Source organism: Microbacterium sp. Se63.02b, assembly GCF_014171575.1.
Classification (GTDB): domain Bacteria; phylum Actinomycetota; class Actinomycetes; order Actinomycetales; family Microbacteriaceae; genus Microbacterium.
Genome location: NZ_CP050453.1, coordinates 2,272,332 through 2,298,955, shown reverse-complemented (window position 1 = coordinate 2,298,955; position 26,624 = coordinate 2,272,332). Strand labels below are relative to the sequence as shown.

24 protein-coding genes and 5 pseudogenes are annotated in these 26,624 nt (G+C 68.2%); 22 read left to right on the top strand and 7 right to left on the bottom strand.

Features of this window, described 5'->3' with window-relative positions:
- Positions 1–35 precede the first annotated feature (35 nt).
- From lepA to hemW, 3 genes are all read left to right on the top strand, one after another.
- Positions 36–1,889 carry a translation elongation factor 4 gene (lepA, locus tag G4G29_RS11330; RefSeq protein ID WP_183150199.1) on the top strand — a complete coding sequence of 618 codons (1,854 nt, stop codon included), beginning with the start codon at positions 36–38 and terminating at the stop codon, positions 1,887–1,889.
- Between the two features lie 82 nt (positions 1,890–1,971).
- Positions 1,972–2,625, top strand: coding sequence for a DUF1990 family protein (locus tag G4G29_RS11325; protein ID WP_183150198.1), 654 nt, complete (start codon positions 1,972–1,974; stop codon positions 2,623–2,625).
- A complete protein-coding gene (gene hemW, locus G4G29_RS11320; RefSeq protein WP_183150197.1) occupies positions 2,625–3,842 on the top strand; it encodes a radical SAM family heme chaperone HemW in 1,218 nt (405 codons plus the stop codon). Before G4G29_RS11325 ends, hemW begins: the two co-directional genes overlap by 1 nt.
- 10 nt (positions 3,843–3,852) lie before the next feature.
- On the opposite strand, the gene G4G29_RS22020 is transcribed toward hemW, so the two are convergent.
- The 3 genes and pseudogenes from G4G29_RS22020 to G4G29_RS23425 form a co-directional block, all read right to left on the bottom strand.
- The gene (locus G4G29_RS22020) at positions 3,853–4,224 is read right to left on the bottom strand and encodes a hypothetical protein (protein ID WP_244631921.1); all 372 of its coding nucleotides are present in this window, start codon (positions 4,222–4,224) and stop codon (positions 3,853–3,855) included.
- A gap of 156 nt (positions 4,225–4,380) precedes the next feature.
- Positions 4,381–5,181 carry a carboxylesterase family protein gene (locus G4G29_RS22015; RefSeq protein ID WP_274601160.1) on the bottom strand — a complete coding sequence of 267 codons (801 nt, stop codon included), beginning with the start codon at positions 5,179–5,181 and terminating at the stop codon, positions 4,381–4,383.
- Positions 5,182–5,200: 19 nt separating this feature from the next.
- A pseudogene (locus G4G29_RS23425) lies at positions 5,201–5,269 on the bottom strand (hypothetical protein); the annotation flags it as partial.
- Positions 5,270–5,371: 102 nt separating this feature from the next.
- On the opposite strand from G4G29_RS23425, the pseudogene hrcA reads away from it, so the two are divergent.
- The 12 genes and pseudogenes from hrcA (at position 5,372) to G4G29_RS11255 (ending at position 15,433) form a co-directional block, all read left to right on the top strand.
- Positions 5,372–6,402, top strand: a pseudogene (gene hrcA / locus G4G29_RS11310) (heat-inducible transcriptional repressor HrcA).
- 38 nt (positions 6,403–6,440) lie between these two features.
- A pseudogene (dnaJ, locus tag G4G29_RS11305) lies at positions 6,441–7,557 on the top strand (molecular chaperone DnaJ).
- Between the two features lie 2 nt (positions 7,558–7,559).
- The gene (locus tag G4G29_RS11300; RefSeq protein ID WP_183150196.1) at positions 7,560–8,288 is read left to right on the top strand and encodes a 16S rRNA (uracil(1498)-N(3))-methyltransferase; all 729 of its coding nucleotides are present in this window, start codon (positions 7,560–7,562) and stop codon (positions 8,286–8,288) included.
- Between the two features lie 63 nt (positions 8,289–8,351).
- The gene (locus tag G4G29_RS11295) at positions 8,352–8,702 is read left to right on the top strand and encodes an HIT domain-containing protein (protein ID WP_183150195.1); all 351 of its coding nucleotides are present in this window, start codon (positions 8,352–8,354) and stop codon (positions 8,700–8,702) included.
- A gap of 58 nt (positions 8,703–8,760) precedes the next feature.
- Positions 8,761–9,807, top strand: coding sequence for a PhoH family protein (locus G4G29_RS11290; RefSeq protein WP_183152817.1), 1,047 nt, complete (start codon positions 8,761–8,763; stop codon positions 9,805–9,807).
- Positions 9,804–10,262, top strand: a complete 459-nt coding sequence (gene ybeY, locus G4G29_RS11285) for an rRNA maturation RNase YbeY (RefSeq protein ID WP_183150194.1) — start codon at positions 9,804–9,806, stop codon at positions 10,260–10,262. The genes G4G29_RS11290 and ybeY overlap by 4 nt, the downstream gene beginning before the upstream one ends.
- Positions 10,259–11,554 carry a hemolysin family protein gene (locus G4G29_RS11280; RefSeq protein ID WP_220173412.1) on the top strand — a complete coding sequence of 432 codons (1,296 nt, stop codon included), beginning with the start codon at positions 10,259–10,261 and terminating at the stop codon, positions 11,552–11,554. Before ybeY ends, G4G29_RS11280 begins: the two co-directional genes overlap by 4 nt.
- Positions 11,529–12,443, top strand: coding sequence for a GTPase Era (gene era / locus G4G29_RS11275; RefSeq protein WP_220173411.1), 915 nt, complete (start codon positions 11,529–11,531; stop codon positions 12,441–12,443). Before G4G29_RS11280 ends, era begins: the two co-directional genes overlap by 26 nt.
- Positions 12,444–12,497: 54 nt before the next feature.
- The gene (locus G4G29_RS11270; protein ID WP_183150192.1) at positions 12,498–13,019 is read left to right on the top strand and encodes a sigma-70 family RNA polymerase sigma factor; all 522 of its coding nucleotides are present in this window, start codon (positions 12,498–12,500) and stop codon (positions 13,017–13,019) included.
- On the top strand, positions 13,019–13,999 hold the full coding sequence (locus G4G29_RS11265; RefSeq protein ID WP_183150191.1) for a hypothetical protein: 981 nt from the start codon (positions 13,019–13,021) through the stop codon (positions 13,997–13,999). The genes G4G29_RS11270 and G4G29_RS11265 overlap by 1 nt, the downstream gene beginning before the upstream one ends.
- Positions 13,996–14,469, top strand: coding sequence for a hypothetical protein (locus G4G29_RS11260; protein ID WP_183150190.1), 474 nt, complete (start codon positions 13,996–13,998; stop codon positions 14,467–14,469). The genes G4G29_RS11265 and G4G29_RS11260 overlap by 4 nt, the downstream gene beginning before the upstream one ends.
- A gap of 37 nt (positions 14,470–14,506) precedes the next feature.
- Complete coding sequence (locus G4G29_RS11255; protein ID WP_244632585.1) at positions 14,507–15,433, top strand: NADP-dependent oxidoreductase; 927 nt, start codon at positions 14,507–14,509, stop codon at positions 15,431–15,433.
- Here G4G29_RS11255 and G4G29_RS11250 read toward each other — a convergent pair.
- The gene (locus tag G4G29_RS11250) at positions 15,430–15,909 is read right to left on the bottom strand and encodes a hypothetical protein (protein WP_244631919.1); all 480 of its coding nucleotides are present in this window, start codon (positions 15,907–15,909) and stop codon (positions 15,430–15,432) included. The two genes, G4G29_RS11255 and G4G29_RS11250, sit on opposite strands and share 4 nt — an antisense overlap.
- A gap of 360 nt (positions 15,910–16,269) precedes the next feature.
- Here G4G29_RS11250 and leuA point away from each other — a divergent pair, with 360 nt between their 5' ends.
- Positions 16,270–18,024, top strand: a complete 1,755-nt coding sequence (gene leuA, locus G4G29_RS11245) for a 2-isopropylmalate synthase (protein ID WP_183150189.1) — start codon at positions 16,270–16,272, stop codon at positions 18,022–18,024.
- Between the two features lie 66 nt (positions 18,025–18,090).
- Here the strand turns inward: leuA and G4G29_RS11240 are convergent, their stop codons facing one another.
- On the bottom strand, positions 18,091–18,783 hold the full coding sequence (locus G4G29_RS11240; protein ID WP_183150188.1) for a TRIC cation channel family protein: 693 nt from the start codon (positions 18,781–18,783) through the stop codon (positions 18,091–18,093).
- Between the two features lie 34 nt (positions 18,784–18,817).
- On the opposite strand from G4G29_RS11240, the pseudogene recO reads away from it, so the two are divergent.
- Positions 18,818–19,559, top strand: a pseudogene (gene recO, locus G4G29_RS11235) (DNA repair protein RecO).
- Complete coding sequence (locus G4G29_RS11230; RefSeq protein ID WP_183150187.1) at positions 19,556–20,359, top strand: isoprenyl transferase; 804 nt, start codon at positions 19,556–19,558, stop codon at positions 20,357–20,359. Before recO ends, G4G29_RS11230 begins: the two are co-directional and overlap by 4 nt.
- On the opposite strand, the gene G4G29_RS11225 is transcribed toward G4G29_RS11230, so the two are convergent.
- Complete coding sequence (locus G4G29_RS11225) at positions 20,299–20,910, bottom strand: AAA family ATPase (RefSeq protein ID WP_183150186.1); 612 nt, start codon at positions 20,908–20,910, stop codon at positions 20,299–20,301. The genes G4G29_RS11230 and G4G29_RS11225 overlap by 61 nt on opposite strands.
- A gap of 69 nt (positions 20,911–20,979) precedes the next feature.
- Here G4G29_RS11225 and G4G29_RS11220 point away from each other — a divergent pair, with 69 nt between their 5' ends.
- Positions 20,980–21,672 carry a DsbA family oxidoreductase gene (locus G4G29_RS11220; protein ID WP_183150185.1) on the top strand — a complete coding sequence of 231 codons (693 nt, stop codon included), beginning with the start codon at positions 20,980–20,982 and terminating at the stop codon, positions 21,670–21,672.
- Here G4G29_RS11220 and G4G29_RS11215 read toward each other — a convergent pair.
- Positions 21,669–22,163 carry a glutathione peroxidase gene (locus G4G29_RS11215; RefSeq protein ID WP_183150184.1) on the bottom strand — a complete coding sequence of 165 codons (495 nt, stop codon included), beginning with the start codon at positions 22,161–22,163 and terminating at the stop codon, positions 21,669–21,671. The genes G4G29_RS11220 and G4G29_RS11215 overlap by 4 nt on opposite strands.
- Positions 22,164–22,222: 59 nt before the next feature.
- Between G4G29_RS11215 and dusB the strand changes: the two genes are divergently transcribed.
- The 3 genes and pseudogenes from dusB to dnaG all read left to right on the top strand — a co-directional run bounded on the left by dusB (position 22,223) and on the right by dnaG (position 26,610).
- Entirely contained in the window at positions 22,223–23,377 is a 1,155-nt protein-coding gene (gene dusB / locus G4G29_RS11210) for a tRNA dihydrouridine synthase DusB (RefSeq protein WP_183150183.1), read from the top strand.
- The gene (locus G4G29_RS11205) at positions 23,370–24,752 is read left to right on the top strand and encodes a deoxyguanosinetriphosphate triphosphohydrolase (RefSeq protein WP_244631917.1); all 1,383 of its coding nucleotides are present in this window, start codon (positions 23,370–23,372) and stop codon (positions 24,750–24,752) included. The genes dusB and G4G29_RS11205 overlap by 8 nt, the downstream gene beginning before the upstream one ends.
- Positions 24,752–26,610, top strand: a pseudogene (gene dnaG, locus G4G29_RS11200) (DNA primase). Before G4G29_RS11205 ends, dnaG begins: the two are co-directional and overlap by 1 nt.
- The last annotated feature ends 14 nt before the right edge of the window (positions 26,611–26,624 follow it).

The following is a 26,624-nucleotide window of genomic DNA, read 5'->3' as shown; positions in this document are numbered from 1 at the left end:
GGATTAGCGCCGCCTGACCGTACAATCGAGTGGACATGTCCCCACGCGCTCTCACACCCCTTCAGCCTGCCTCGACGCCGGCTGCGCAGATCCGCAACTTCTGCATCATCGCCCACATCGATCACGGCAAGTCGACCCTCGCCGACCGGATGCTGCAGATCACGGGCGTGGTCTCCGACCGTGACATGCGCGCGCAGTACCTCGACCGCATGGACATCGAACGCGAGCGCGGCATCACGATCAAGAGCCAAGCCGTGCGCATGCCGTGGGAGCTCGACGGACAGACCTTCGCGCTCAACATGATCGACACCCCGGGGCACGTCGACTTCACCTACGAGGTCTCGCGCTCGCTGGCGGCGTGCGAGGGCGCGATCCTGCTCGTGGACGCGGCGCAGGGCATCGAAGCCCAGACGCTGGCGAACCTCTACCTGGCGCTGGAGAACGATCTCCACATCATCCCGGTCCTCAACAAGATCGACCTTCCCGCCGCGGACCCCGAGAAGTACGCGAAGGAACTGGCGTCGCTCATCGGCGGCAAGCCCGAGGACGTGCTGCGGGTCTCCGGCAAGACGGGCGTCGGCGTCGAGGATCTGCTCGACCGCCTCGTGCAGGAGATCCCCGCGCCGGTCGGCGACGCGGACGCCCCGGCACGGGCGATGATCTTCGACTCCGTCTACGACGCGTACCGCGGCGTCGTGACATACGTGCGCATGGTGGACGGGAGCCTCTCGCCTCGCGAGCGCATCCAGATGATGTCGACCGGCGCGAACCACGACGCTCTCGAGGTGGGGGTGTCCAGCCCCGAGCCGACGCCCACCAAGGGACTCGGAGTCGGTGAGGTCGGCTACCTCATCACCGGTGTGAAGGACGTGCGCCTGTCGAAGGTCGGCGACACGATCACGACGGCGAGGAAGCCCGCATCCGATGCGCTTCCCGGCTACACCGACCCGAAGCCCATGGTCTTCTCCGGTATCTACCCGATCGACGGCAGCGACTACGCGGAGCTTCGCGAGGCGCTCGACAAGCTCAAGCTCTCCGACGCCTCGCTGCAGTACGAGCCGGAGACCTCCGTGGCCCTCGGCTTCGGATTCCGCTGCGGCTTCCTCGGCCTGCTGCACCTGGAGATCATCACCGAGCGTCTCTCGAGGGAGTTCGGCCTCGACCTCATCACGACCGCGCCGAGCGTGATCTACGAAGTGCTCACCAGCGACACCGGCGAGACCGTGACGGTCACGAACCCGAGCGAGTATCCGGACGGACGCATCGGCTCGGTCTCGGAGCCGATGGTGAAGGCCGCGATCCTGCTGCCCAAGGACTACGTCGGCACCGTCATGGAACTGTGCCAGACCAGACGCGGCACGCTGCTGGGCATGGAGTACTTCTCCGAGGAGCGTGTCGAGCTGCGCTACAACATGCCGCTCGGCGAGATCGTGTTCGACTTCTTCGATCAGCTGAAGTCCAAGACGCAGGGGTATGCCTCGCTCGATTACGAACCCTCGGGCCAGCAGGAGGCCGACCTCGTGAAGGTCGACATCCTCCTGCAGGGCGAGAAGGTCGACGCGTTCAGTTCCATCGTCCACCGAGACAAGGCCTACGCCTACGGCACGATGATGGCCGAGCGGCTGCGCAAGCTCATCCCTCGTCAACAGTTCGAGGTGCCGATCCAGGCGGCCATCGGCGCGCGCATCATCGCTCGCGAGACGATCCGCGCCATCCGCAAGGATGTGCTCGCCAAGTGCTACGGCGGTGACATCACCCGCAAGCGCAAGCTCCTCGAGAAGCAGAAGGAGGGCAAGAAGCGCATGAAGATGGTCGGACGCGTCGAGGTCCCCCAGGAGGCGTTCATCGCTGCGCTGTCGGGCGACGTCGAGGGCAAGGAAAAGAAGTAGCACGGCGGATCGGATCAAGCGATGTGTCGTCGTGCGGCGCGTGGGGGTGTTCGCTCAGGTGACGCGAAGTAGGCTGGAACTCATGCGGCGCGGGACTTTCCGAGACGACACGGTGGACTATGCGGCCGTGGGTGCGACCCATGCGCCCGATCTGATGCAGTACCCGCCGGAGCGGAGCGTCCCTGCGGAGGAATCCTGGCGCATCGGCAGCGGCAGCGAGAGGTTCCAGACCGCCGGCGAGGCGCTTCTCTCCTGGACGGCTCAACGCGCCGCCGGGCTCTCGGTCGAAGACGTGCGTCCGGCGCCGGGCCCCGCCTACGCGGGAGTGAGCTTCGATGCGGCGGGGAACCCCATCGCGCCGAGCAAGCGCGATGTGGAGCCCCGGTACGACGCGGAGGGCATGCCGTTCGTCGGTGCGGGGATGACGCTGCACCTGCGCGGCCGGGTCGCAGGCATGCGCGCCGATGCCGAGCTCCGTGTGATCTCGGTCACCGAGGAGACGCGGCGCATCGGCTTCGTGCTCGGCACGGTCGGCGGTTCCGTGGTTCGCGGCGAGGAGTCCTTCGACGTCGACTGGCGGGAGGACAACGACGAGGTCTGGTTCACCGTCCGCGCCTTCGACGCCCCCAACGCACTGCTGTACCGCACGGTGCCCGCACTCGTGAAGCGCCGCCGTCGCGAGCTCTTCGCGCGCTACCTCCGCGCGATCTCCCCGCTCTACGCGACCCCGCTGTGATGGCGGGCCCCCTCCCTCTCGGAGACCCGGCACCGACGGACGGGCGACTGCCCGTCGATCTTCCGATCGACACGAGTGCGCCGTTCTCGGCGTACCTTCATATTCCTTTCTGCACGGTGCGCTGCGGGTACTGCGACTTCAACACCTATACGTCGACCGAGCTGCGCGGGGCGAAGCAGGAGGACTACGCATCGACGCTGATCGCCGAGATCCACCTCGCTCGACGCGTGCTCGACGGTGCCGGGGCGCTGCGCCCGATGGACACGGTCTTCTTCGGCGGAGGCACGCCCACCCTCCTCCCCGCCGGAGACCTCGCCCGCATGCTCGATGCGGCCTCCTCGGCCTTCGGGCTGGCTGAGGGTGCCGAGGTGACCGTCGAGGCGAATCCCGACACCGTGACGCCTGCGGTCGCGCGCACCCTGGCTGAGGCCGGAGTCACGCGGATGTCGGTCGGCATGCAGTCGGCGGTGCCGCATGTCCTCGCCGCCCTCGACCGCACCCACCGGCCGGAGAACGTCCGCACGGCCGTCGCCGCCGCGAAGGATGCGGGCCTCGCCGTGAGCGTCGATCTGATCTACGGCGCGCCCGGGGAGTCCCTCGCCGATTGGGAGTCCTCGCTCGATGCGGCGCTCGCGCTCGAGCCCGACCACATCTCCGCCTACGCGCTCATCATCGAGGACGGCACGAAGCTCGCGCGCCAGATCCGTCGCGGCGAAGTGCCGACGCCCGACGACGATCTTCAGGCGGACATGTACGAGCTCGCCGATGCGCGCCTCGCGGACGGCGGCTTCGACTGGTACGAGGTCAGCAACTGGGCCCGCACGCCGGACCGACGTTCCCGGCACAACCTCGCCTATTGGCGCGGCAGCGACTGGTGGGGCTTCGGTCCTGGTGCCCACAGCCACATGGCGGGGCTGCGATGGTGGAACGTCAAGCACCCCGCCGCATACGCGCAACGTCTCGCGGCCTCCGAGTCGCCGGCAGCCGGAACCGAGCGCCCCGATGCCGAGTCGCGCACATTGGAGCGCATCCTGCTGCTGAGCCGCATCCGCGAGGGCATCGCGGTCGACGAGGTGCCTGCGGCGAACCGGAGCCGTGTCGCCGGTCTGATAGCCGATGGACTGATCGATCCGGTGGCTGCCCTGCACGGGCGCGTCCAGCTGACGTTGCGCGGTCGCCTGCTCGCGGATGCCGTGGTGCGCGAGCTCACGGACTGATCGGCCGGCGTCACCCGGGGAGCAGGTCCATCCCGGTGGTGCGGCGCTGCGGAACCGTCGAGCTGACCGTGTCGAACAGGCGCGTCTGCCGGCCGGGACCGTACGGCGGCCAGCCGGGTTCGCCGTCGGTCACGAAGCCGACCCAGGCAGCGTTCATCTCGGTCGCGAGGTCACGCGGGGCATCCGGTCCGGCCAGGCGCCTGGCCTCCTCGTCGTCGAGACGATCGAACACGAACCCGAGTTCGAGCGCGTGGGCCGCGCGAAGGTCTCGCACCGGGCTCGGCCACGCGAACTCGTAGACGTGCGTCGTCGCGGGACGGGCAGCCGCGACACGGCTCAGCGGCGCACGCAGCATCATGTCGGTGACGAGCTGCCCGAACACCTCACCCGTGCCGGCACGGGGAAAGCCGAGCGGTACTCGGATACGGCGCGACGGGGATCCGGGAGAGCAGCCGGGCGGCCTGAAGCTTGAGCTCGCCGATGCCGGCGAGCGCCTCCGGCGGGAACCAGAGCCGGTACTCGTCGGTGTTGCTGCCGATCAGCAGCGGGGTGTCGATCTCGCCGAGAACCTCGTGCGGAGACCGCGGCAGGCTGTCGGGATCGATCGCGAACTGGAACCCGGGAGCCCCGCCGAGCGGTGACGAACCGGCGGACTGGGCCGCGCGCGCGTCCAGCAGCTGTCCGGGGAGAGCGCGGCGAAGGAATCCCGATCCGCGGTGACGCCGAGTCGCTTCGCCAACTGCGCCGTCACGCGCCCCGCCTTCTTCGGAGTCTGGGCCGTGAGCGGCCCGGATTCGATGATGGCGCGGGAGATCAGCGCGCGGGAGTCGTCACGTGCGAGAAGCCCGGCGACGACGGCACCGCCGGCCGACTCGCCCATCGCGGTGATGCGCGCGGGGTCTCCGCCGAAGGCCGCGATCTCGCGATGCACCCACTCCAGCGCAGCGGCCGCATCGCGCAGCCCGAGGTTTCGAGGTGCGCCGTCGAGCACCGAGAAACCCTCGGAGCCCAAGCGGTAGTTGATCGACACGAACACGACGCCCGCGTTCGCGAAGACGGTTCCGTCGTAGAGCGGCAGGGCCGCCGTGCCGCGTTCGAGCGCACCGCCGTGGATCCACAGCAGCACCGGCGCGCCGGATGCCTCGGTCGGAGCCCACACGTTCGCCGTGAGGATGTCGTCACCGTCGATGCGCACGGACCCCAGGAGTTCGCCGATCTCGCCGGCGTAGGGGTGCTGGGGTGGCGTCGGGCCGAACCGGGTCGCCTCCCGCACGCCGTGCCACGCGGTCGTCGGCTGCGGGGCTCGGGAACCGGTTCTCGCCGAAAGGGGCAGCCGCATAGGGGACGCCGAGGTAACGGGCGACGCCCTCGCTCTCGGTGCCGCGGACCACGCCGCTCGACAGGGTGGCCCGGGGTGAGGTGGTCATGAGCGTCATCCTAGGGTTGCGGCCCCGCCGTACGGAGAATCACGAGCTGCTCGGGGTAGGATTGGCACTCTGAACGTCCGAGTGCCAGCGGAAGGGAAGGCGATGGTCACAGAGCGAGGACTCCAGGTTCTCCGCGCGATCGTGCAGGACTACGTCGAGACCCACGAACCGGTCGGCAGCCGTTCCATCGTCGATCGGCATTCGTTCGGCGTGTCGGCGGCGACGATCCGCAACGACATGGCGCTGCTCGAAGACGAAGAGCTCATCACGGCGCCTCACACCTCGTCTGGTCGTGTGCCCACCGACAAGGGCTACCGCGTCTTCGTGAACCACCTGGCCCAGTTGCGGCCGCTCTCGTCGGCACAGCGATCGGCGATCGAGTCGTTCCTGGGCGAACCTTCCGACCTCGACGACCTGATGGTGCGCACGGTACGGGTGCTGACGCAGCTCACCGGGCAGGTCGCGCTCGCTCAGTACCCGTCTTTCGCTCGCGCCCATGTCACGCACATCGAACTGGTCGCGCTGGCGCCGAACCGGCTCCTGATCGTGCTGGTCACGGATGCCGGGGGAGTGTCGCAGAGGATCGCGCCTCTCCCTGAGGCGATCGACGAGACGGCGATGGCGCTGCTGCGTGCTCGCGTCTCGGCCCTGATCACGGGTCAGGCGATCGCAGACGCCTCCGACCGACTCCAGACCCTGCTGGCGGCGGCTGAACCGCCGAAGGATCCGGTGCTGCACGCGATCGCCGGTGTCGTGCTCGACGAACTCGGCGGGTTCCGGCAGGAGCGCCTGGTGATGGCGGGAGCTGCCACGTTGGCGCGTCGCGAGCAGGACTTCCGCGGCAGCATCCATCCCCTCCTCGAAGCGATCGAGGAGCAGGTGACACTGCTGCGGCTGATGAGCGAGATGGTGACCGACGAGCACGGCCTCGCGGCGAGCATCGGAACCGAGAACGCGCCGTTCGGGCTCGGCGAGGCATCGATCGTCGCCAGCAACTACGCCGCCCCAGCGGCACGGCGCGCGTCGGCGTGATGGGGCCGACGCGCATGGACTATCCGAGCAATCTCGCGGCGGCGCGGGCAGTCGCCCGCTATCTGTCGCGGATGCTCGATGAAGACGAGGCCGGCCGCTGACGCGGTCGCGACCGGAAGACACACGCAGAAAGGCGATCGTGGCGGACCACTATGAGGTTCTCGGGGTGTCCCGAGACGCTTCCACCGACGAGATCAAGAAGGCATACCGTCGCCTCGCGCGACAGCTGCATCCGGATGTGAACCCGGGAGAGGATGCGGCCGAGCGATTCAAGCTCGTGACGCATGCGTACGACGTTCTCAGCGACGACGACTCGCGTCGCCGCTACGACATGGGCGGCGGTGACGGCGCCGCGGGCAACTTCGGCGGCTTCGGCGGCTTCGGAGACATCTTCGAGACGTTCTTCGGGGCTGCGCAGGGCGGAGGGCGCGGGGCACGCCCGCGGTCTCGTCGGGAGCGTGGCCAGGATGCCCTCGTCCGTGTGACGCTCGAACTCGGCGATGTCGTGTTCGGCGCGCACCGCGACATCGAGGTCGACACCGCGGTGCTGTGCGAGACCTGCCAGGGATCGTGCTGTCAGGAGGGGACGTCCCCGGTCACGTGCGACATCTGCGGCGGCTCCGGTCATGTGCAGCGCCAGGTGCGCAGCCTGCTCGGCAACGTCGTCACCTCTCAGCCGTGCGGTACCTGCGAGGGCTACGGCACCACGATCCCTTACCCCTGCGGCACGTGTGGCGGCCAGGGACGTGTGCGCTCGCGCCGGACGGTGTCGCTCGACATCCCCGCCGGCGTCGAGACCGGTCTCCGGCTCCAGCTGCCCGGCTCCGGAGAGGTCGGCAAGGCGGGCGGTCCGAACGGCGATCTGTACGTCGAGGTGACCGTGAACGCGCACCCGGCGTTCAGCCGTGAGGGCGACGATCTGCTCGCGACCCTCGAGGTGGCGATGACGGACGCCATCCTCCGGGACCGAGACGACCATCCAGGGCTTGGACGGCGAGGTCGAGCTGGAGATCCGCGCCGGCGTGCAGTCGGGCGACGTGCTCACGATCAAGGGCCGAGGGATCACGCCGCTGCGCGGCACCCAGCGCGGTGATCTGCGCGTCGGCGTCCAGGTGCTCACACCCACGAGGCTCGACTCGGCGCAGCGGGCGCTCATCGAGGATTTCGCGAAGAAGACCAAGGCGCCGGATCCGCAGCTCGCGCAGTTCCAGCAGGGACTCTTCTCGAAGCTCCGCGACCGCTTCCGCAGCCACTGATCATGGCGCTGCACTTCCTGGTCGAGTCGTCGACGGATGTTCGCGTCGGCGAGGTCGTGACGCTCACCGGTGCCGAGGCGAAGCACGCGGCCGTGGTGCGGCGGCTGCGTTTCGGCGAGGCCGTCACTGTCGGCGACGGTGCAGGCATCTGGCTGTCGGGCGTCGCCGAGGAGGTCGCGCCGACACGCGTCGATGTCCGCATCACCGCGCGCACGGAGCATCCGGCCCCCGAGCCGCGGATCATCCTGGTCCAGGCGCTCGCGAAAGGGGACAGGGATGAACTGGCCGTCCAGGCCGCGTGCGAGCTCGGCGTCGACGAGATCGTGCCGTGGCAGGCGAGCCGGAGCGTCTCGCGATGGGAGGGCCCGAAGGCCGTGAAGGGGAGGGACCGCTGGGCGACCATCGTGCGCGAGGCGGCGAAACAGGCGCATCGTGCCTGGGTCCCCGACGTCACGGCGCCCGTCTCGACGCGTGAGCTCGCAGAGCGGGCGACCTCGCAACGTGTGCTGCTCCTCGATCCCACGGCGTCCGCGCGCCTGTCGGAGATCACGTCCGACGGCCGCGACCTGGTGCTGGTCGTGGGGCCCGAGGGGGGAATCTCAGGGGAAGAGCTCGACCGGATGGTGGCCGCGGGTGCGGAGCGAGTGCGTCTCGGAGACACGGTGCTGCGGACCTCGACCGCAGGACCTGCTGCCATCGCCGTGCTCGCGGTGGCGCTCGGTCGTTGGTGACCGGCATCGTCTCGTCGCGATGCTCCGGGCTGCACCGTCGTCGCCATCGGTAGACTTGACCGCATGACGGAACCCTCGATCTTCACGCGCATTCTCAACGGGGAGATCCCCGCCGAGATCCTCGGCGAGACGGATCGCCTCTTCGCTCTGCGCGACATCGCTCCGCAGGCACCCGTCCACCTGCTCGTGGTGCCCAAGACCGCGGAGTACCGCGACGTCGCGGAGCTCGCCGCAGGAGACCCTGCGTTGCTCGCCGAGATGATCGCGTTCGCCGGTCAACTGGCGGCGGAGCACACGGACGACGGCGACTTCCGCCTCGTCTTCAACACCGGCGCGAACGCCGGACAGACCGTTTTCCACGTCCACGCACATGTGCTGGCCGGTGGCTTGACCGAGAAGAGCGTCGGTGCCTGAGAATCACGAACCGCAGGAGCGGAGCCTGGGCGCTCGGCCTCCGGAGTCGGTGGAGAAGATGTACGCGGACGGCGTCGCGATGGTGCAGCTGCTCGGCCCGCAGGACCGTCTGCTGAGGATGCTCGAGAAGGAGCATCGTGACGTCCAGGTCCTGGTCCGCGGCAACGAGATCACCCTGAGCGGCTCGCAGGACGATGTGGCGAAGGCGAAGGCACTGGTCGAGGAGCTGCTCGCCATGACCAGGGCGGGACACGACCTCGCTCCGAGCGACGTGTCGAGCTCCGCGCGGATGCTGCGGCAGGAGGGCGGTCCGCGTCCGAGTGAAGTGCTCGGCGAGGCCATCCTCACCACGCGCGGTAAGGTCATCCGCCCGAAGACGCTCGGTCAGAAGGAGTACGTCGACGCGATCGAGGAGAACACGATCGTGTTCGGGATCGGGCCGGCGGGCACGGGCAAGACCTACCTCGCGATGGCGAAGGCCGTCCAGGCGCTGCAGCGCAAGGAGGTCACCCGGATCATCCTCACGCGTCCGGCCGTCGAGGCCGGAGAGCGTCTCGGGTTCCTCCCCGGCACTCTCACCGACAAGATCGATCCCTACCTGCGGCCGCTGTACGACGCGCTCAACGAGATGATGGACCCCGAGATCGTCCCTCGTCTGATGGCGACGGGGACCATCGAGGTCGCACCGCTCGCCTACATGCGCGGTCGCACGCTGAACGACTCGTTCGTCGTCCTCGATGAGGCGCAGAACACCACTCCCGAGCAGATGAAGATGTTCCTCACGCGCCTCGGCTTCGGCACGAGGATGGTCGTCACAGGCGACATCACCCAGGTCGATCTGCCGCAGGGCTCGTCGGGGCTCCGTCTGGTCACCCGCGTGCTCGACGGCATCGACGACATCCACTTCTCCCGGCTCACCAGCGACGATGTCGTGCGTCATTCCCTGGTGGGGCGCATCGTCGACGCCTACAGCGAGTACGACGAGAAGCGCACAGCGCAGCGGTTCGAGCGTGAACAGGCCGCCGAATTCGCCAACCGTGCCGAGCGCAGGGGAGCGCAGCGGCCCGGCCCCCGTGACCGCATGCCGAAACGAGGACTCTCATGATCGAGATCAACAACGAGTCGGCCATCGACGTCGACGAGACGGTGCTGCAGCGCCTGACGGACTTCAACCTCGCGCAGCTGCATGTCAGCCCTGACGCGGAAGTGGCGATCGTCCTGGTCGACGAGGGCGCCATGGAGGCACTCCACGTGCAGTGGATGGACGAGCCGGGCCCGACCGACGTGCTGAGCTTCCCGATGGATGAGCTGCGCCCCGGCACCGAGGATCGTCCGACGGCTCCCGGTCTGCTGGGCGACATCGTGCTGTGCCCGCAGGTGGCGGAGACGCAGGCTCAGGCCGCGCACCATACGCTGATGGACGAGCTGATCCTCCTCACCACCCATGGTCTGCTGCACCTCCTCGGTTTCGATCACGCGGAGCCCGATGAGGAGCGTGAGATGTTCGGACTGCAGAAGGAACTGATCCAGGGCTTCGCCGCCACCGAACGTCGCCGATGACGGCCGTCCTCCTCCTCATCGCCGCCGTCCTGCTGGTGGCGTTCGGCGGTCTCATGGCTGCGATCGACGCCGCGTACGGCGTGACCTCGCGCGCAGGGCTCGCGGACATGGCGACCGAGGGCCGCCGCGCCAAGGCGCTGGGCCGGATCGCGACCGACCTCGACGCGCACGTCAATGCTGTGGCGTTCATCCGCGTGCTCGCGGAGGTGACGGCGGCGGTGCTCGTGACGGTCGCTTTCACGATCCTCATCGAGAACAACTGGTGGGCGATGCTCGCCGCGGCCCTGCTGATGACCGCCATCACGTTCGTGCTCGTCGGCGCGAGCCCGCGGTCGTTCGGGCGACAGCATGCAGAGGGCATGATCCGCGGCACCGCCTCGATCGTCCGTGGACTCCGGATCTTCCTCGGTCCCCTTGCACAAGGCCTCGTGCTGCTCGGAAACAAGGTGACCCCGGGAACCGGGCGCAGCTCCTTCACAAGCGAAGACCAGTTGCTCAGCATGGTGGATGAAGCGGCATCGAACGATCTCATCGAGGAGGACGACCGCGACCTCATCCACTCCGTCTTCGACTTCACCGACCAGTTCGTGCGCGCCGTGATGGTGCCTCGCACCGAGATGGTGACGGTCGATGCGACAGCGACGACCGACCAGGCGATGTCGCTCTTCCTGAACCGGGGCGTCTCGCGGATGCCCGTGGTCGACGACGATGCCGACGACGTCGTCGGGGTGCTCTATCTCAAGGACCTCGTGCAGTTCGCGTACCGGGATGACAGCGCCTGGCGAGCGGCATCCATCCGGCCGATCTCCCGTCCGGCGACCTTCGTGCCGGAGTCGATGCGTGCGGAGACGCTGCTGCAGCAGATGAAGCGCGATGCCGTGCACGTGTGCCTCGTGATCGACGAGCACGGCGGGATCTCGGGTCTGGTGACGCTCGAGGACCTGATCGAGGAACTCGTCGGCGAGATCTCCGACGAGTACGATCAGGTATCGGCGGAGTTCGTCGACCTGGGTCACGGACGTTATCGAGTGAGTTCCCGTCTCTCGCTGGAGGACGTGGGCGATCTCTTCGGTCTCGAGCTCGAGGACGAGGACGTCGACTCGATCGGCGGACTGCTCGGCAAGGCTCTCGGACAGGTGCCGCAACCCGGTGCGACGGCGACCGTCGATGGCCTGGTCCTCACCGGAGGAGCCTCTCGCGGACGCGGCCGTGGGATCGCGACGGTGTTCGTGGAACGTGCGACAGGAGAACCTGACGCTTCGCAGGATGAAGGAGATCGACACGATGGCTGATGAGACTCGAAGCGGGTTCGTGACCTTCGTCGGCCGCCCCAACGTCGGCAAGTCCACCCTGACGAATGCTCTCGTCGGCGAGAAGATCGCGATCACGAGCGAGAAGCCGCAGACCACGAGGCGGGCGATCCGCGGCATCGTGAATCGGCCGGAGGGTCAACTCGTGATCGTCGACACCCCGGGCATCCACAAACCGCGCACACTGCTCGGCGAACGGTTGAACGACCTGGTGGAGCAGGTGCTGGGCGATGTCGACGTCATCGGGTTCTGCGTTCCGGCTAACGAGAAGGTCGGTCCCGGCGACCGCCGCATCGCCGCTTCGCTCGATGGATACCCGCGCGCCAAGAAGATCGCGATCGTGACGAAGACGGATGCCGCTGGTCGAGACGAGATCACCGGCAGGCTGGTGGAGGTCGATGCGCTGCGCGACGACTGGGCGGCTGTCATCCCGCTCTCCGCGCTGACCAGGGACCAGCTCGACGTGCTCTCCGACGAGATCCTCCAGCTGATGCCGAAAGGCCCCGCTCTGTACCCGGAGTGGATCACGACCGACGAGTCGCAGGAAGACCGCATCGCCGAGATGATCCGCGAAGCCGCCCTCGAGGGCGTGCGCGATGAGCTTCCGCACTCGATCGCCGTGGTGATCGACGACATCGCGCCGCGCGAGGGCACCGACCTGACCGACGTGCATGCCTCGATCGTCGTGGAGCGTGACAGTCAGAAAGCCATCATCATCGGGCACAAGGGCAAGCGCCTCAGCGACGTGGGTGCACGCGCTCGCGCAGGGATCGAGGATCTGCTGGGTACGCGTGTGTTCCTCGGCCTGCACGTCAAGGTCGCCAAGGAGTGGCAGCGCGACCCGAAGCAGCTCGGCAGACTCGGCTTCTGAGATGCGCCCAGGTCACGCGTCGAAGGCGGCGGGAAGACCGCCGACCCCGACGATATGAACGTTCGCAGCGAAGACCCGAATCCGCTGCGAAACGAGGTCTTCACCCGCGTGTTCGATGCGCACTGGGCGGCAGTGCGCCACCACGTCGAAGGTGTGGTCGGCGACGACGAGGAGGTCACCGAGATCGTCTCGGAGGTCTTCTTCCACGCCTGGGCACGCCTCCGACCCGCGCGACCACCAGGACGCGTCTGGCTGCTGCGTGAGGCGGACCGTCGTCTGCGCTCGCGCACCACCCGATCATCCATGCCGCACGGCGCTCTCGATGCCGTGCACACGGGCGTGTCAGGGGACGAGCAGCAGCTGGGTCGATTCGGCCGCGTCGAAGTCGTTCGCGCTTTGGGTGTCCTCACACAGCCCCAACGGCGTATCATCATGCTCACGTACTGGGATGGACTCGCGGTGGGGGAGATCGCCGAGCTGTTGCGCGCTTCTGAGTCCCGGGTGCAGAAGACGCTGAGCCGAGCGCAGGATCGCCTGCGGTCGGAGCTGGGCCTGGAGGGGGCTGGTGACGGGTGATGACGCAGAACGCCGTGCTCGAGCGGATATTGAGCGATGCCGACCCCGCGACGACACCACGCGACGCTCTGCCGGACGCACGTGCCCGTGCGACGCGTGACCGCATCCTCCGCACGGGTTCGGCTCCACGGCGTCGCCGCACCCGGACGATCGGCTGGACGGGCGGAGTCACCGCGGCCGTCGCCTCGACGGCGCTGGCGTTCGCGATCTTCTCGCCGCAGGGCGCGGCGGTCGCCGGGACTCCGGCGCCCCTCGACTTCAGCGGATCCAACACCATCGCGCAGCTCGTCGACGATGCGGATGCCGCTCTGGCCGAGACCCCCGGCCCGACGATGCCGCTGCGAACCGTCAAGACGGCATCGTGGTCGTTCTCGGTCGACGTCGACACCAAGACCTCGACGGTCGCTCCGCAGCTCTCCACACTGACGTGGGAGCCGGACGGTTCGGGACGCATGATCATCCTCGCCGGCGTCCCCTACGACCCCACCGATGCGGTCGCCAGCAACGCTGCGGAGGTCACGAGCAGCGGAGAGGTGGTCACCGACCTCGTCATGGCGCCCGGCGATTTCGACACCCCCTGGACGGCCGTTCCCGGTGAGACCCGCGACGACATGGTCGCGATGCTCCGTGCATTCGGAATGCCCGAGGACCCGACGGCATACGAGGTGGAGATGGCGTTCGCGGCCGTCCTCGACCAGTGGACCTTGACGGACGCACAGCACCGCGAACTCCTCCTTCTTCTCGAGGAAGCAGGCGGCGGCGATGCTCTGGGCACGTCGACCGACCGTCTGGGACGCACGGTCACGGGGGTCCGCGTCCAGTCGCCCGACGGAGCCGTGAGCGATCTGGTCCTGGTGTCTCGCGACACGGGACGGATCGTCGGCGTCGAACGCACCGTGCTGACCGCCGATGAGCTGTTCCCCGCGGGGGCGATCATCTCCTACCAGATGTGGGATCTCGATGAGGAGACCATTCGATGAAACGAACGACCGTTCTCGCCACAGCGCTGCTGGGCATCGCCATGATCCTGGGCTCTGCTCCGGCCTACGCCGCCGCTGACGCTCCCCGCGATGTGGATCCGCAGATCGCGGCCGTCCTCGAAGAGGTGCCAGGCGGCATCGTCATCGATTCGACGCATGCGGTGTGGCCGAAGCTGGACATGGAGCTGAGCGTGCCGAGCGCATCCGACCTCGCGGCGCGGTCCGTCGGCAGCTGCGCGACCGGACGGATCTGCGCCTACAACGCCTCCTCTCTCGGGGGCGGCGTGCTGTCGTTCGGCACGTGCGCCGTCCACACGATCCCGTCGAGCTTCACCGCCAAGTCCGTGGCGAATGCGCGCAGCGGCGGGTACGTCCAGGTCCGTAACGGGAGCACGGTGCTCAAGAGCGTGAACGCCGGGACCTGGGCGAACGTCACCGGCACCGTCACGAATCTGCGCTGCATCCTCTGAGCGGCTCGGTGAGACGGTGACAGTGGCACACCACTGGGTGGCGACGCGATGGGGTTCCCCCGACACCTGGAAGTTCGTCGCGCATGAGGTCGCGGCTCCGGAGGCAGGCGAGGTCACGATCCGCGTGCGGGCGGCCGGCGTCAATCCTGCGGACGCGAAGCACGTCGCGGCCGCTCGGTCGGACCTCGATCTCCCCGTACCGATCGGCTACGAGGTGTCCGGGGAACTGAGCGCACTCGGTCCGGACACGCGGATCGGGTCCGGTGCGGCATCGGTCGGCGACGAGGTCATCGCGTTTCGAGTGCGCGGCGGCTATGCCACCGAACTCACCGTTCCTGCCGAGAAGGTGTTCGCGAAACCTTCGACCCTTTCGCACCCCGAGGCCGCGAACCTGTTGCTGGTCGGAACCACGGCGGCGGAGATGCTCGCGATCGCCGGTGCGGGTCCGGGAGAGACGATCCTGCTCCATGGGGCGTCGGGGGCGGTCGGCGTGAGCGTTCTGCAGCAGGCTCGCCTGCGCGGCGTCCGCGTGATCGGGACGGCGAGCGCGGAGCGCTTCGACGAGGTGCGACGGTTCGGCGGCATCCCGGTGCGCTACGGCGACGGCCTCCGTCAGCGTGTGCTCGAGGTCGCAGACGGACCCGTCGTGGCGGCCCTGGATGCCGTGGGCACGGACGAGGCCGTCGATGTCTCTCTGGAGGTGGTCACCGACCGCCGACGCATCGTCACCATCGCCGCGTTCACGCGAGCGGAGTCCGAGGGGATCGTGGCCATCGCGGGCTCGATGCCGGACAGCGCGCGTTTTCGCGACGAGGTGCGCAGCGAACTCATCGCCCTGGCTCAGAACGGCGACCTGGTGGTGCCGGTCGCGCGGACGTTCCCGCTCGCTCAGGCGCCTGAGGCTCAGCGCCTGCTCTCGGCCGGACATCCCGGCGGAAAACTGGCGCTGATCCCTGAGGCCTAGTCGGTCTCGCGCAGCGCCGAGGTGACGATCACCACCCCGTCGCCGTACTCGGCGTCGGCGGCATCCTGCATCGTCCCGTCGTCCCACACGACGGTCAGCCAGACGTAGCCGCGGTCGGTCGCCACCGTGAGCGCTTCTGATCCCAGACGAGCGGCGATGTCGTCCTGGACCCGCACGAGCTCGTCCTCCGCCGTGGTCCCCTCGACGCCGCCGGTCGGGTCCTCCGGGGCGACCGTGTCGTAGAGGGCGAGCATGATCGGCTGGTCGGTGTTCGTGAGTCGTTCGCCGTCGTACGAGGCGTACACCGCGTATTGACCCCAGGTGGTCGTGCCGCTGGTCTCGCTGCCGTCGACGCCGTCCCATGTCCACCCGTCGAGGGGCACTCCCTGGCACTGCGGCGGGTACGACTCCATGATGACCCCCATGCACAGCTGCACGTCACCCGCGACATCGAGCACCGTGCCGACACCGATCACGCGCCCGTCCGGCAGGCCGGGGTGAGCCTCTTCGAGGCGCTGATCGGAGGGGACCGTCGTGCTCGTGGGGCCGGGGTGCTGCCGGGTCCTGAGGCGCAGGCGCTCAGGAGCAAGACTCCGGCGGCAGTCGCTGCGGCGAGGGCGAGGCGACGGTGCGATGTACTCATATCGGGGAGTGTCACCGGCCGCGCGATCGTCTCAGACCCGTCGAAAGTGCCGCACCATCCCTGCTAGCATGACCACATGCCTTTCGGCGGTCTGCTTCTTCTTAGCTGCCGCGACGAGTCCTAAAGCTAGGGCCTTCCTCGTCGCGGCGCTTGTGTTGGCCCGTTCATCTTGACGAAGAGAAGAAGCCCCATCATGCAGAACACTCAGCGCCCGTCCGCGATGCCGATCCACAAGTATCGGCCGTTCCACGAGCAGATCACCGTCCACCTGCCTGACCGCACCTGGCCAGATGCCCGCATCACCGAGGCTCCCCGCTGGTGCGCGGTCGACCTCCGCGACGGGAACCAGGCCCTCATCGACCCGATGTCGCCCGAACGCAAGCGGGTCATGTTCGAGCTGCTCGTGAGCATGGGGTATAAGGAGATCGAGGTCGGCTTCCCGTCGGCGAGCCAGACCGACTTCGACTTCGTGCGGCAGCTCATCGAAGAGGATCTGATCCCGGACGACGTCACGATCCAGGTCCTGACCCAGGCGCGCGAACACCTCATCGAACGCACCTACGAGTCCATCGCCGGGGCGAAGCAGGCCATCGTGCACCTCTACAACTCGACCAGCGTGCTGCAGCGCGAGGTCGTCTTCCGCACCGACAAGCAGGGCATCATCGAAATCGCGCTCGAGGGCGCACGGCTGTGCCGCCGGTTCGAGAAGACGATCCCCGACACGAAGGTCTACTACGAGTACTCGCCCGAGAGCTACACCGGCACCGAGCTGGAGTTCGCCGTCGACATCTGCAACCAGGTGATCGAGGTCTTCGAGCCCACGCCTGAGCGCAAGGTGATCATCAATCTCCCGGCGACCGTCGAGATGGCCTCGCCGAACGTGTACGCCGACTCGATCGAGTGGATGAGCCGCCACCTGAACCACCGCGAGAACATCATCCTCTCGCTGCACCCGCACAACGACCGCGGCACCGCGATCGCGGCCGCGGAACTCGGCTACATGGCCGGGGCCGATCGCATCGAGGGCTGCCTGTTCGGCAACGGCGAGCGTACGGGCAACGTCGACATCGTGGCACTGGGCATCAACCTCTTCACACAGGGCATCGATCCGCAGATCGACTTCAGCGACATCGACCAGGTCAAGCGCACGGTCGAGTACTGCAACCAGCTGCCGGTGCCCGAGCGCAGCCCGTGGGCGGGCGACCTGGTCTTCACCGCGTTCAGCGGTTCGCACCAGGATGCGATCAAGAAGGGGTTCGAGGCCATGGAGGCCCGGGCCGCCGCAGAGGGCGTCACGGTCGACGAGATCGAGTGGGCGGTCCCTTATCTGCCCGTCGACCCGAAGGATCTCGGCCGCTCCTACGAGGCGGTCATCCGTGTGAACTCGCAGTCGGGCAAGGGAGGCGTCGCCTATCTGTTGAAGTCGGACCATGCGATCGACCTGCCGCGCAAGCTGCAGATCGAGTTCTCCGGGGTCGTGCAGGCCAAGACGGATGCCGAAGGCGGCGAGGTCACCTCCGACCAGATCTGGTCGATCTTCAACGACGAATACCTGCCGTCCGACGATTCGGCGGCCAAGTGGGGACGTTTCGAACTCCTGGCGACGCAGACGCGCAGCGACATGTCCGGTGATGTGGTGCTCGACGTCGTGTTGCGTGACGGCGAGGAGCAGGTCGCCGTGTCGGGTAACGGCAACGGTCCGGTCGCCGCCTTCGTCGAGGTGCTGCGTGGTCAGGGCTTCGACATCACGGTGTACGACTACGTCGAGCACGCTCTCAGCGCCGGTGGCGACGCGCAGGCTGCCGCCTACGTCGAGTTGCAGGTCGGCGACCAGCGGCTGTGGGGCGTCGGCATCGACGGCGACATCTCGACGGCATCCCTCAAGGCCATCGTCTCGGGCGTCAACCGGTCGATCCGCACCCGCGAGCAGGAGCTCGCGGCGGTCTGATCGTCCCCGGAGGCGAACCGCGGCCGGCATCGTGTGGATGTCGGCCGCGGTCGTCTGATCAGCGGATCAGTCCTGCGGCTTCACGATCGCGATCGCGCCCGTCTCCGCCGCGACCTTGCGACGGTAGATACGACGCTGCTCCGGCAGGGAGACGTCGAACGTCACCGCGAGAATGCGGATGACGGTGGTGACGGCGATGCCGACGACGGCGGCGATCGTGATCGGCATACCGACGGCGACGGCGATCACGATGAAGGTGCACCCCGCTCCGGCGGCGACCGCGTACAGCGACCCGACGTGCATGATCGCGGTCGGCAGACCCATCAGCATGTCGCGGAGCACGCTGCCGCCGACCGCGGCGCAGACGCCGATGAAGACGGCGGGCACTTCGGGAATGCCGAAAGCCAGCGCCTTGCTCGTCCCGAACGCACCGAACATCCCGATCACGACGGCGTCCAGCACGACGATCGCGGTGTTCAGACGGGTGAAGAGCCCGGCGAGCAACATGCCGAGCAGTGCCGCGCCGGCGGCCGTCACCAGGTACCACTGATTCTGCAGCGTCGCCGGCGTCTGCCCGAGGAGGATGTCGCGGATCAGGCCGCCGCCCATGCCGATCATGATGCCGATGATCGCGACACCCAGCCAGTCGAGGCGCCGCTGCCCCTGGAACCCCGAGGCGAACATCGCGCCCTGGACGCCGCCGAGGCCGACGCCGAGGAGGTCCGCCCACAGCGGAATGGTGAAGAGCGGTTCGGTCACGCCCCCATTCTCGCGTACGGAGGATAATCGAGGGGTGCCCACCTACCGAGACGAAGCGGTGATCCTGCGCACTCACAAGCTCGGTGAGGCGGATCGCATCGTCACGATGCTCTCGCGGCGTCACGGCAAGGTCCGAGCCGTGGCCAAAGGGGTGCGCCGCACCTCGTCGAAGTTCGGGGCCAGGCTCGAGCCGTTCATGGTCGCCGACGTGCAGCTCTATCAGGGCCGCTCGCTCGACATCGTGCAGCAGGCCGAGTCGCTCGGCTCGTACGGCAGCGACATCGCGGCGCACTACGACCGTTTCACCGCGGCGAACGCCATGGTCGAGACGGCGGATCGCCTGAGTGATGCGGAAGCGACGCCGGATCAGTACCTGCTCCTCGTCGGCGGACTGCGCGCCCTGTCGCGCGGTGAGCACGTCGCGCGCAGCATCCTCGACTCCTATCTGCTGCGGGTCATGTCGCTGTCGGGGTGGGCGCCGTCGCTCGACGAGTGCGCGCTGCGGCACGCCGGGTCCGCATTCGCGATTCGTCGCGCAGCTGGGCGGACTGGTCTGCGAGAACTGCGCTCCCGCCGGAAGCCCGCGCGTCTCGGAGAAGACGCTGAGGCTGCTCCGCGCCCTGATCGCGGGGGAGTGGGACGTGATCGACGCGTCGCCTGCCGCCGATACCGCAGCGGCCTCCGGACTCGTCTCCGCCTACGCCCAGTGGCACATGGAGCGCGGCATCCGCTCGCTCGCCCATGTGTCGGACACCTCGTCGGAAGGATCACGGTGACCCCGAAGCCGTACACGCACAAGGACGCCGTGGCCTATCGCCCGCTCGATTGGACGGGGGTGCACCCTCCCACGTTCCGAGCCGTGCCCGAGCATGTCGCGATCGTGATGGACGGCAACGGTCGATGGGCGAATCGTCGGGGGTTGAGTCGGATCGAAGGCCACAAAGCTGGAGAAGAGGTGCTCCTCGACGTGGTCGCCGGCGCGATCCAGGCCGGTGTGAAGCACCTTTCGGTGTATGCGTTCTCCACCGAGAACTGGGCGCGGTCCCCTGAGGAGGTGCGCTTCCTCATGGGCTACAACCGTGATGTGCTGCACCGGCGGCGCGACCAGCTCAACGAGTGGGGCGTGCGCATCCGCTGGGCGGGCCGCAAGCCGCGGCTCTGGGGCAGTGTCATCAAGGAGCTGCAGCACGCCGAGCAGCTCACGCGCGGGAACGACGTGCTCACGCTCACGATGTGCGTCAACTACGGTGGCCGCGTCGAACTGGTCGACGCGATGCGGTCGATCGCCGCGGAGGTCGCTGACGGACGTGTCAAGCCGAAGGCGATCACCGAGAAGATGATCCGCCGGAACCTGTACGTGCCGGATATGCCCGACGTCGATCTGTTCCTGCGCAGTTCGGGGGAGCAGCGCACCTCGAACTTCCTGCTGTGGGAGTCCGCGTACGCCGAGATGGTCTTCCTCGACACGCTCTGGCCCGACTTCTCTCGTGAGGAGCTGTGGCGTGCGATCGGCATCTACCTTTCGCGTGACCGCCGCTTCGGTGGGGCCATCGACGCCCCCGACGCGTCTGCCTGAGCACGCAGCCACTTCTCCGCGTCGCGCGGATGCCGGAGCCGCACGATGACGAGGTGCGGAAACCGCTCCATCAGGTCAGGGAAGCGCCCTGCCCACGTGTGCAGCGTCGCGGTCTGCCACGCGAGGATGTTCTGCTCGGGATCGCGGTAGAAGAGACTCCACGGACCCTTCTCACGATTGCCGTTCCAGAGTTCGCGTCGCAGGATGCCCCTGGCGAGGGTGCGTCCGATCAGACGGCGGCGCACCACGCGGTGGGGATAGTCCAGCCAGATCGCGAGCTGCGCTCGAGGCGGGAGGATCTCGTCGGTTCCCTTGCTCGTGTACTGCCACTCGGTGACCCAGCGCTCCTCCGCGGCGAATGCGCGCACGTCGTCGAGGAACGCGGGCCTCGGCGTCCAGTCCGGCCCGTGGAACAGCCCGTCGATCTCGACATGACGGAGTCCCCACACCCGCCCGAGGCGACGGGCGAGCGTCGTCTTGCCCGAGCCGGAGACGCCGGCCACCAGCACCCGCGACGGCACGAACGGCAGCGGGTCGTCGGCGGAGAGCATCCGAGCATCCTAGCCGCGGGGCGGGGGAGAGGCGGAATAGCTCGTGGGCGCATGCGGTTGGATGAAAGTGTGACTGAACCCATCTCCATCGACATCTGGTCCGACATCGCCTGCCCCTGGTGCTACATCGGCAAGCGCAACCTCGAGAAGGGTCTCGAAGCGGTCGCGGCCGACGAGGACGCACCGCAGGTCAACATCACCTTCCACTCCTTCGAGCTCTCGCCCGACACACCTGTCGACTTCGACGGCGACGAGATCGACTTCCTCGCGGGCCACAAGGGCATGCCGAGGGAGCAGGTCGAGCAGATGCTGTCGAACGTGACGGGCATCGCCGCGAACGCCGGACTCCAGTACCGCTTCGACCTCCTGAAGCACACCAACACGGTGAAGGCGCACGAACTGCTGCACTTCGCCAAGGCCGAGGGACGGCAGCACGAGATGGAGGAGCGGCTGATGTCCGCCTACTTCACCGAGGGCAAGCACGTCGGACGCATCGAGGACCTCATCGAGCTGGCGACCGAAGTGGGGCTTGACGCAGACCGTGCACGCGCGGCACTCGAGAGCGAGCAGTACCTCCCCGCGGTGCGTCAGGACCAGGCTCAGGCCCGCGCGTACGGCATCCAGGGCGTGCCGTTCTTCGTCGTGGACGGTCAGTACGGCATCAGCGGCGCGCAGCCGCCCGAGGCGTTCGAGAACGTGCTCCGCGACCTCTGGTCGAAGCGCGGAGACGTCGAGGCGGAGGCCGAGGCCGAGGCCGTCTAGCGGGTCAGTGCCGCTTCGATCGCGCTGACGATCTCGGGGGCGTCCGGCTTCTGCTTCGGCCGGAAGCGAAGGACGTCCCCGTCCGGCAGCACGAGGAACTTCTCGAAGTTCCACTCGACGCGACCGGCCTTCCCGCCGGCATCCGGGGTCTCCTTGAGCGCCTTGTAGAGCGCCGATGCGTTCTTGCCGTTGACCTTCACCTTGTCGTTCACGGGAAAAGTGACGCCGTAGGTCGTCGAGCAGAACTCGAGGATCTCGTCCACCGATCCGGGCTCCTGACCGAAGAACTGGTTGCACGGGAACCCGACGACCGTGAAGCCGCGATCGCCGTAGGTCCGCTGCAATTCCTCGAGCTGCTCGTACTGCGGAGTCAGCCCGCACTTCGAGGCGACGTTCACCACCAGCACGACATCGGCGCCGAGATCGTCGAGGGTCTTCTCCTCGCCCTTCGCATCGGTGAAGGGGATCGTACGGAGCGCGGAATCGGTCATACTCACAGCCTAAGTCGCCGAATGCCTCGTTGCTCTGCGTCTGGGAGAATGGAAGCGACATGACTCTCGCCACCGCCCCCGCCCGCCCTCTTCGCATCGGCCCGATCGCCCTCGACGTGCCGGTCGTCCTCGCGCCCATGGCCGGCATCACGAACACCGCCTTCCGGCGTCTGTGCCGCGAGTACGGCGCCGGGCTCTACGTGAGCGAGATGATCACCTCGCGCGCTCTCGTCGAGCGGAACGAGACCACGATGCGCCTGATCCGTCATCATGAGTCCGAGACGCCGAGGTCGATCCAGCTGTACGGCGTCGACCCCAAGACCATCGCCGAGGCCGTGCGCATCATCGTCGCCGAGGATCATGCCGACCACATCGACCTCAACTTCGGCTGCCCTGTGCCGAAGGTCACGCGCAAGGGGGGCGGAGCCGCGCTCCCGTGGAAGTCGAAGCTCTTCGCCGACATCGTCGATCAGGCCGTCAGGGCCGCGGGCGACATCCCGCTCACCGTGAAGATGCGCAAAGGCATCGACAAGGATCACCTGACGTTCCTCGATGCAGGCCGTGCCGCCGAAGACGCGGGAGCGGCAGCGGTCGCGCTGCACGCGCGCACGGCGGGGGAGTTCTACTCCGGGTTCGCGGACTGGAATGCGATCGGCGAACTCAAGCAGGCCGTCACGAGCATCCCGGTGCTGGGCAACGGCGACATCTGGTCGGCCGACGACGCCGTGCGCATGATGGAGCAGACCGACTGCGACGGTGTGGTGGTCGGACGCGGATGCCTCGGTCGCCCCTGGCTGTTCGGCGAGCTGGCCACCGCGTTCGGCGGCGAGGGCAAGACCGTCGACGCCACGCTCGGATTCGTCGCAGACGCCTTCCGTCGCCATGCCGAGCTCCTCGTCGAGTTCTTCGAGGACGAGGACCGCGGATGCCGCGACATCCGCAAGCACGTCTCCTGGTACTTCAAGGGCTATCCGGTCGGCGGCGACATCCGCACCGGACTCGCGACCGCGTCCAGCCTTGCGGAGATCGATGACTTCCTCGGGCGACTCGACCGCTCGGCGCCGTACCCCGGCGCCGACGCCGAGGGGCAGCGGGGCCGCTCGGGACACCCCAAGCGGACGGCGCTTCCGGACAAGTGGCTGGAGTCGCGCGAGCTCGCCTCGTCCGCCTCCGAGATGATGCGTGGAGCAGAGATCGAGAACAGTGGTGGTTGACACGACGAACGCCGCGCGCGACGACGGCTACCACCCCCGAGACGCAGAGCGCTTCTTCGCCGAGACCCATCGATCCGAGCGCGATGACTTCGCCCGCGATCGTGCGCGCGTCCTCCACTCCGCCGCGCTCCGACGACTTGCGGCCAAGACGCAGGTGCTCAGCCCCGCCAGCACCGCGGACTTCGCCCGCAATCGGCTCACCCACTCGCTCGAGGTCGCCCAGGTGGGGCGAGAGCTCGCGACGGCGCTCGGCGTCTCGGCAGACGTCGTCGACACCGCCTGCCTCAGTCATGACCTCGGGCATCCGCCGTTCGGACACAACGGTGAGCGCGCGCTCAACGAGTGGGCGGAGCACATCGGAGGGTTCGAGGGCAACGCGCAGTCCCTGCGCATCCTCACTCGCCTCGAGGCGAAGGTGCTCGACGACCACGACCGGTCGGTGGGACTGAACCTCACGCGCGCCAGCCTCGACGCGACCTGCAAGTACCCCTGGACGGTCGACAGCCCCGTGCCCGACCCCGGCGGTCGGCTCAAGTTCGGTGTCTATCCGGAGGACGAAGCGGTCTTCCGTTGGATGCGCGAAGGGGCGCCGGGAAGACTCCGCTGCATCGAGGCGGAGATCATGGATCTCTCGGACGACATCGCATACTCGGTGCACGACTTCGAGGACGCGATCGTCAACGGCTACGTGGATGTCGCTCAGCTCGCGGATCCCCGCGCGCACGACGCGCTCGTCGGACGGATCCAGCAGTGGGTCGGGTACGACTTCACCCGTGACGAGCTCGCCGACGCGATGTACCGACTGGCGTCGCAGCCGATGTGGCTGGCCTCGTTCGACCGCTCGCGACAGTCCCTCGCGCGACTCAAGAACCTGACGAGCGACCTGATCGGGCGTTTCGCGCGGGCCTCGGTGTCGGCCACCAGGGATGCGTACGGCACAGCGCCGCTCGTGCGGTACAACGCCCACGTCATCGTTCCGCGGGTGGTCGAGGTCGAGATCGCCGTCCTCAAGGGCATCATGGGCCAGGCCATCGTCACGATCGAAGCCCGTAAGGGCGTGTACAAGGAGCAGCGCCGCGTTTTGAAGCGCCTCGCCGACGCGCTCTGGTCCACGGACGCGTTGTGGTCTGCGGGGTCCGATGTGCTCGAGCCGGCGTTCGCCGCGGATTTCGTCGACGCAGAGGACGATGCGCAACGCGCCAGGGTCGTGGTCGACCAGATCGCGAGTCTCACCGATCAGAGCGCCATCGACTGGCACAACAGACTGGTGGGGGAGATCGATCCGGCCGAGGTCGGGATCTGGACGCCTCGGCATGCTCGTCCCGGCGCCCGCGCGCACGCCGAGAGGCGGCCCGTCGCCGAAGGGGCGCACTGATGCCGCGGATCCTGCAGGCTGATGTCGACGAGGTCAAGGCGCGCACGAACATCGCCGACATCATCGGCGAGCGGGTCGCGCTCAAGTCGGCCGGCGTGGGGTCGCTGAAGGGCCTGTGCCCGTTCCACGACGAGAAGAGCCCGAGCTTCCACGTGCGTCAGCAGGTCGGGTACTACCACTGCTTCGGCTGCGGTGAATCGGGCGATGTCTACTCGTTCCTGCGGGAGATGGATCATGTGAGCTTCACCGAGGCGGTCGAGCGTCTCGCAGGGCGCATCGGGTACACGCTCCACTACGAGGATGGCGGGTCGGCGCCGGAGACGAGCGGCCGGAGCCGCCTCTACGCCGCGAACACGGCGGCGGCGGAGTTCTTCCGCGCGCAGCTGCTCACCGCGGATGCCGAGGCCGGACGACGGTTCCTCGGGGAGCGCGGATTCGACGCGGGCGCGGCCGCGCACTTCGGCGTCGGTTTCGCGCCGCGGGGCTGGGACGGCATGCTCAAGGCGCTCTCCGCGCAGGGGTTCACCCGCGAAGAGCTCAGCACCGCAGGACTGGTGTCGACCGGGCAGCGGGGTGTCTACGACCGATTCCGCGGACGACTGGTGTGGCCGATCCGCGATGTGTCTGGCCAGACGATCGGCTTCGGCGCACGCAAGCTGTTCGATGACGACAACGGGCCCAAGTATCTGAACACCCCCGAGACGCCGATCTACAAGAAGGCGCAGGTGCTGTACGGCCTCGACCTCGCCAAGCGCGACATCGCCCGCGGCGACCCTCGTCGCGTCGTCGTGGTCGAGGGGTACACCGATGTGATGGCCTGTCACCTGGCGGGGCTCACGACCGCAATCGCGACCTGCGGCACCGCGTTCGGGACGGAGCACATCAAGGTGCTGCGCCGGGTGATGGGTGATGACAACGCCTCCGGCGAGGTCGTCTTCACCTTCGACGGGGACGAGGCCGGTCAGAAGGCCGCGCTGAGGGCTTTCACAGAGGACGACCGGTTCAACGCGCAGACCTTCGTCGCCGTCGCTCCCGACGGCCTCGACCCGTGCGACCTGCGTCTCCAGCGTGGGGATGCCGCCGTGCGCCGGCTCATGGACACCAAGCAGCCGATGTTCGAGTTCGCGATCGACCGCAAGCTGGGCGGCTTCGACCTTTCGACGGTCGAAGGCCGGGTCGGCGCGCTCAGGGCCGCAGCACCCATCGTGGCCGAGATCCGCGATCAGTTGCTGCGTCCGGGGTATGAGCGCGTGCTCGCGCGTCGGCTCGGCATGGACCCGACCGAGGTGCGCAGCGAGGTCGAGCGTGCGGCCAGGGGTGGATCGACGCCGCTGCACACGCGCCGCGAGGTGCCGCAGGTCGATCCGACGACGGGAGCGTCGGGGATCGCCCCGTGACCCTGGCGAGCCTGCCGCGCAGCCCCGACATGGCCGTCGAGAGAGACGCTCTGATGGGGGCGCTGCAGTACGGGCATCAGGTCGACCAGGCCTTGCTCGATCGGGCTCTGGGCGCGCCCTTCCGCACCACAGGGCTGGAGGCGGTGCGCGAAGCGGTGGCGGGTGCCCCCGATCGCACGCGCGCAGGATGGGTGACCGAAGCGGTCAACAGCGTCCGCGAGCCGTATCGCTCGCTCGCCGGTGAGCTGTTGATGACGCCGTTCCCCGCGCGCGATGAGGAGCGCGCCGTCGCGACGGTCGCCGACCTCGCCCGACGACTCGTGCTGCGCCAGCTCGAGAACGAGAAGCAGGAACTCCTGGGCGCCGTGCAGCGGGTGCCGGCTGACTCCGACGGAGGGCGGGCGCTGCGCATGCGGTTGCGGGACATCGACGCCGAGCGTCAGCGCTTAGCCGAGTCGTAACGCCGAGGGGCGGC

What these genes read in the sequence shown, in the direction of transcription:
- lepA (WP_183150199.1), top strand. Translation starts at nt 36, where the DNA reads ATGTCCCCACGCGCTCTCACACCCCTTCAGCCTGCCTCGACGCCGGCT.
- G4G29_RS11325 (WP_183150198.1), top strand. Translation starts at nt 1,972, where the DNA reads ATGCGGCGCGGGACTTTCCGAGACGACACGGTGGACTATGCGGCCGTG.
- hemW (WP_183150197.1), top strand. Translation starts at nt 2,625, where the DNA reads ATGGCGGGCCCCCTCCCTCTCGGAGACCCGGCACCGACGGACGGGCGA.
- G4G29_RS22015 (WP_274601160.1), bottom strand. Translation starts at nt 5,181, where the DNA reads ATGCGGCTGCCCCTTTCGGCGAGAACCGGTTCCCGAGCCCCGCAGCCG.
- G4G29_RS11300 (WP_183150196.1), top strand. Translation starts at nt 7,560, where the DNA reads ATGGCGCTGCACTTCCTGGTCGAGTCGTCGACGGATGTTCGCGTCGGC.
- G4G29_RS11295 (WP_183150195.1), top strand. Translation starts at nt 8,352, where the DNA reads ATGACGGAACCCTCGATCTTCACGCGCATTCTCAACGGGGAGATCCCC.
- G4G29_RS11290 (WP_183152817.1), top strand. Translation starts at nt 8,761, where the DNA reads ATGTACGCGGACGGCGTCGCGATGGTGCAGCTGCTCGGCCCGCAGGAC.
- ybeY (WP_183150194.1), top strand. Translation starts at nt 9,804, where the DNA reads ATGATCGAGATCAACAACGAGTCGGCCATCGACGTCGACGAGACGGTG.
- G4G29_RS11280 (WP_220173412.1), top strand. Translation starts at nt 10,259, where the DNA reads ATGACGGCCGTCCTCCTCCTCATCGCCGCCGTCCTGCTGGTGGCGTTC.
- era (WP_220173411.1), top strand. Translation starts at nt 11,529, where the DNA reads ATGAAGGAGATCGACACGATGGCTGATGAGACTCGAAGCGGGTTCGTG.
- G4G29_RS11270 (WP_183150192.1), top strand. Translation starts at nt 12,498, where the DNA reads ATGAACGTTCGCAGCGAAGACCCGAATCCGCTGCGAAACGAGGTCTTC.
- G4G29_RS11265 (WP_183150191.1), top strand. Translation starts at nt 13,019, where the DNA reads ATGACGCAGAACGCCGTGCTCGAGCGGATATTGAGCGATGCCGACCCC.
- G4G29_RS11260 (WP_183150190.1), top strand. Translation starts at nt 13,996, where the DNA reads ATGAAACGAACGACCGTTCTCGCCACAGCGCTGCTGGGCATCGCCATG.
- leuA (WP_183150189.1), top strand. Translation starts at nt 16,270, where the DNA reads ATGCAGAACACTCAGCGCCCGTCCGCGATGCCGATCCACAAGTATCGG.
- G4G29_RS11225 (WP_183150186.1), bottom strand. Translation starts at nt 20,910, where the DNA reads ATGCTCTCCGCCGACGACCCGCTGCCGTTCGTGCCGTCGCGGGTGCTG.
- G4G29_RS11215 (WP_183150184.1), bottom strand. Translation starts at nt 22,163, where the DNA reads ATGACCGATTCCGCGCTCCGTACGATCCCCTTCACCGATGCGAAGGGC.
- dusB (WP_183150183.1), top strand. Translation starts at nt 22,223, where the DNA reads ATGACTCTCGCCACCGCCCCCGCCCGCCCTCTTCGCATCGGCCCGATC.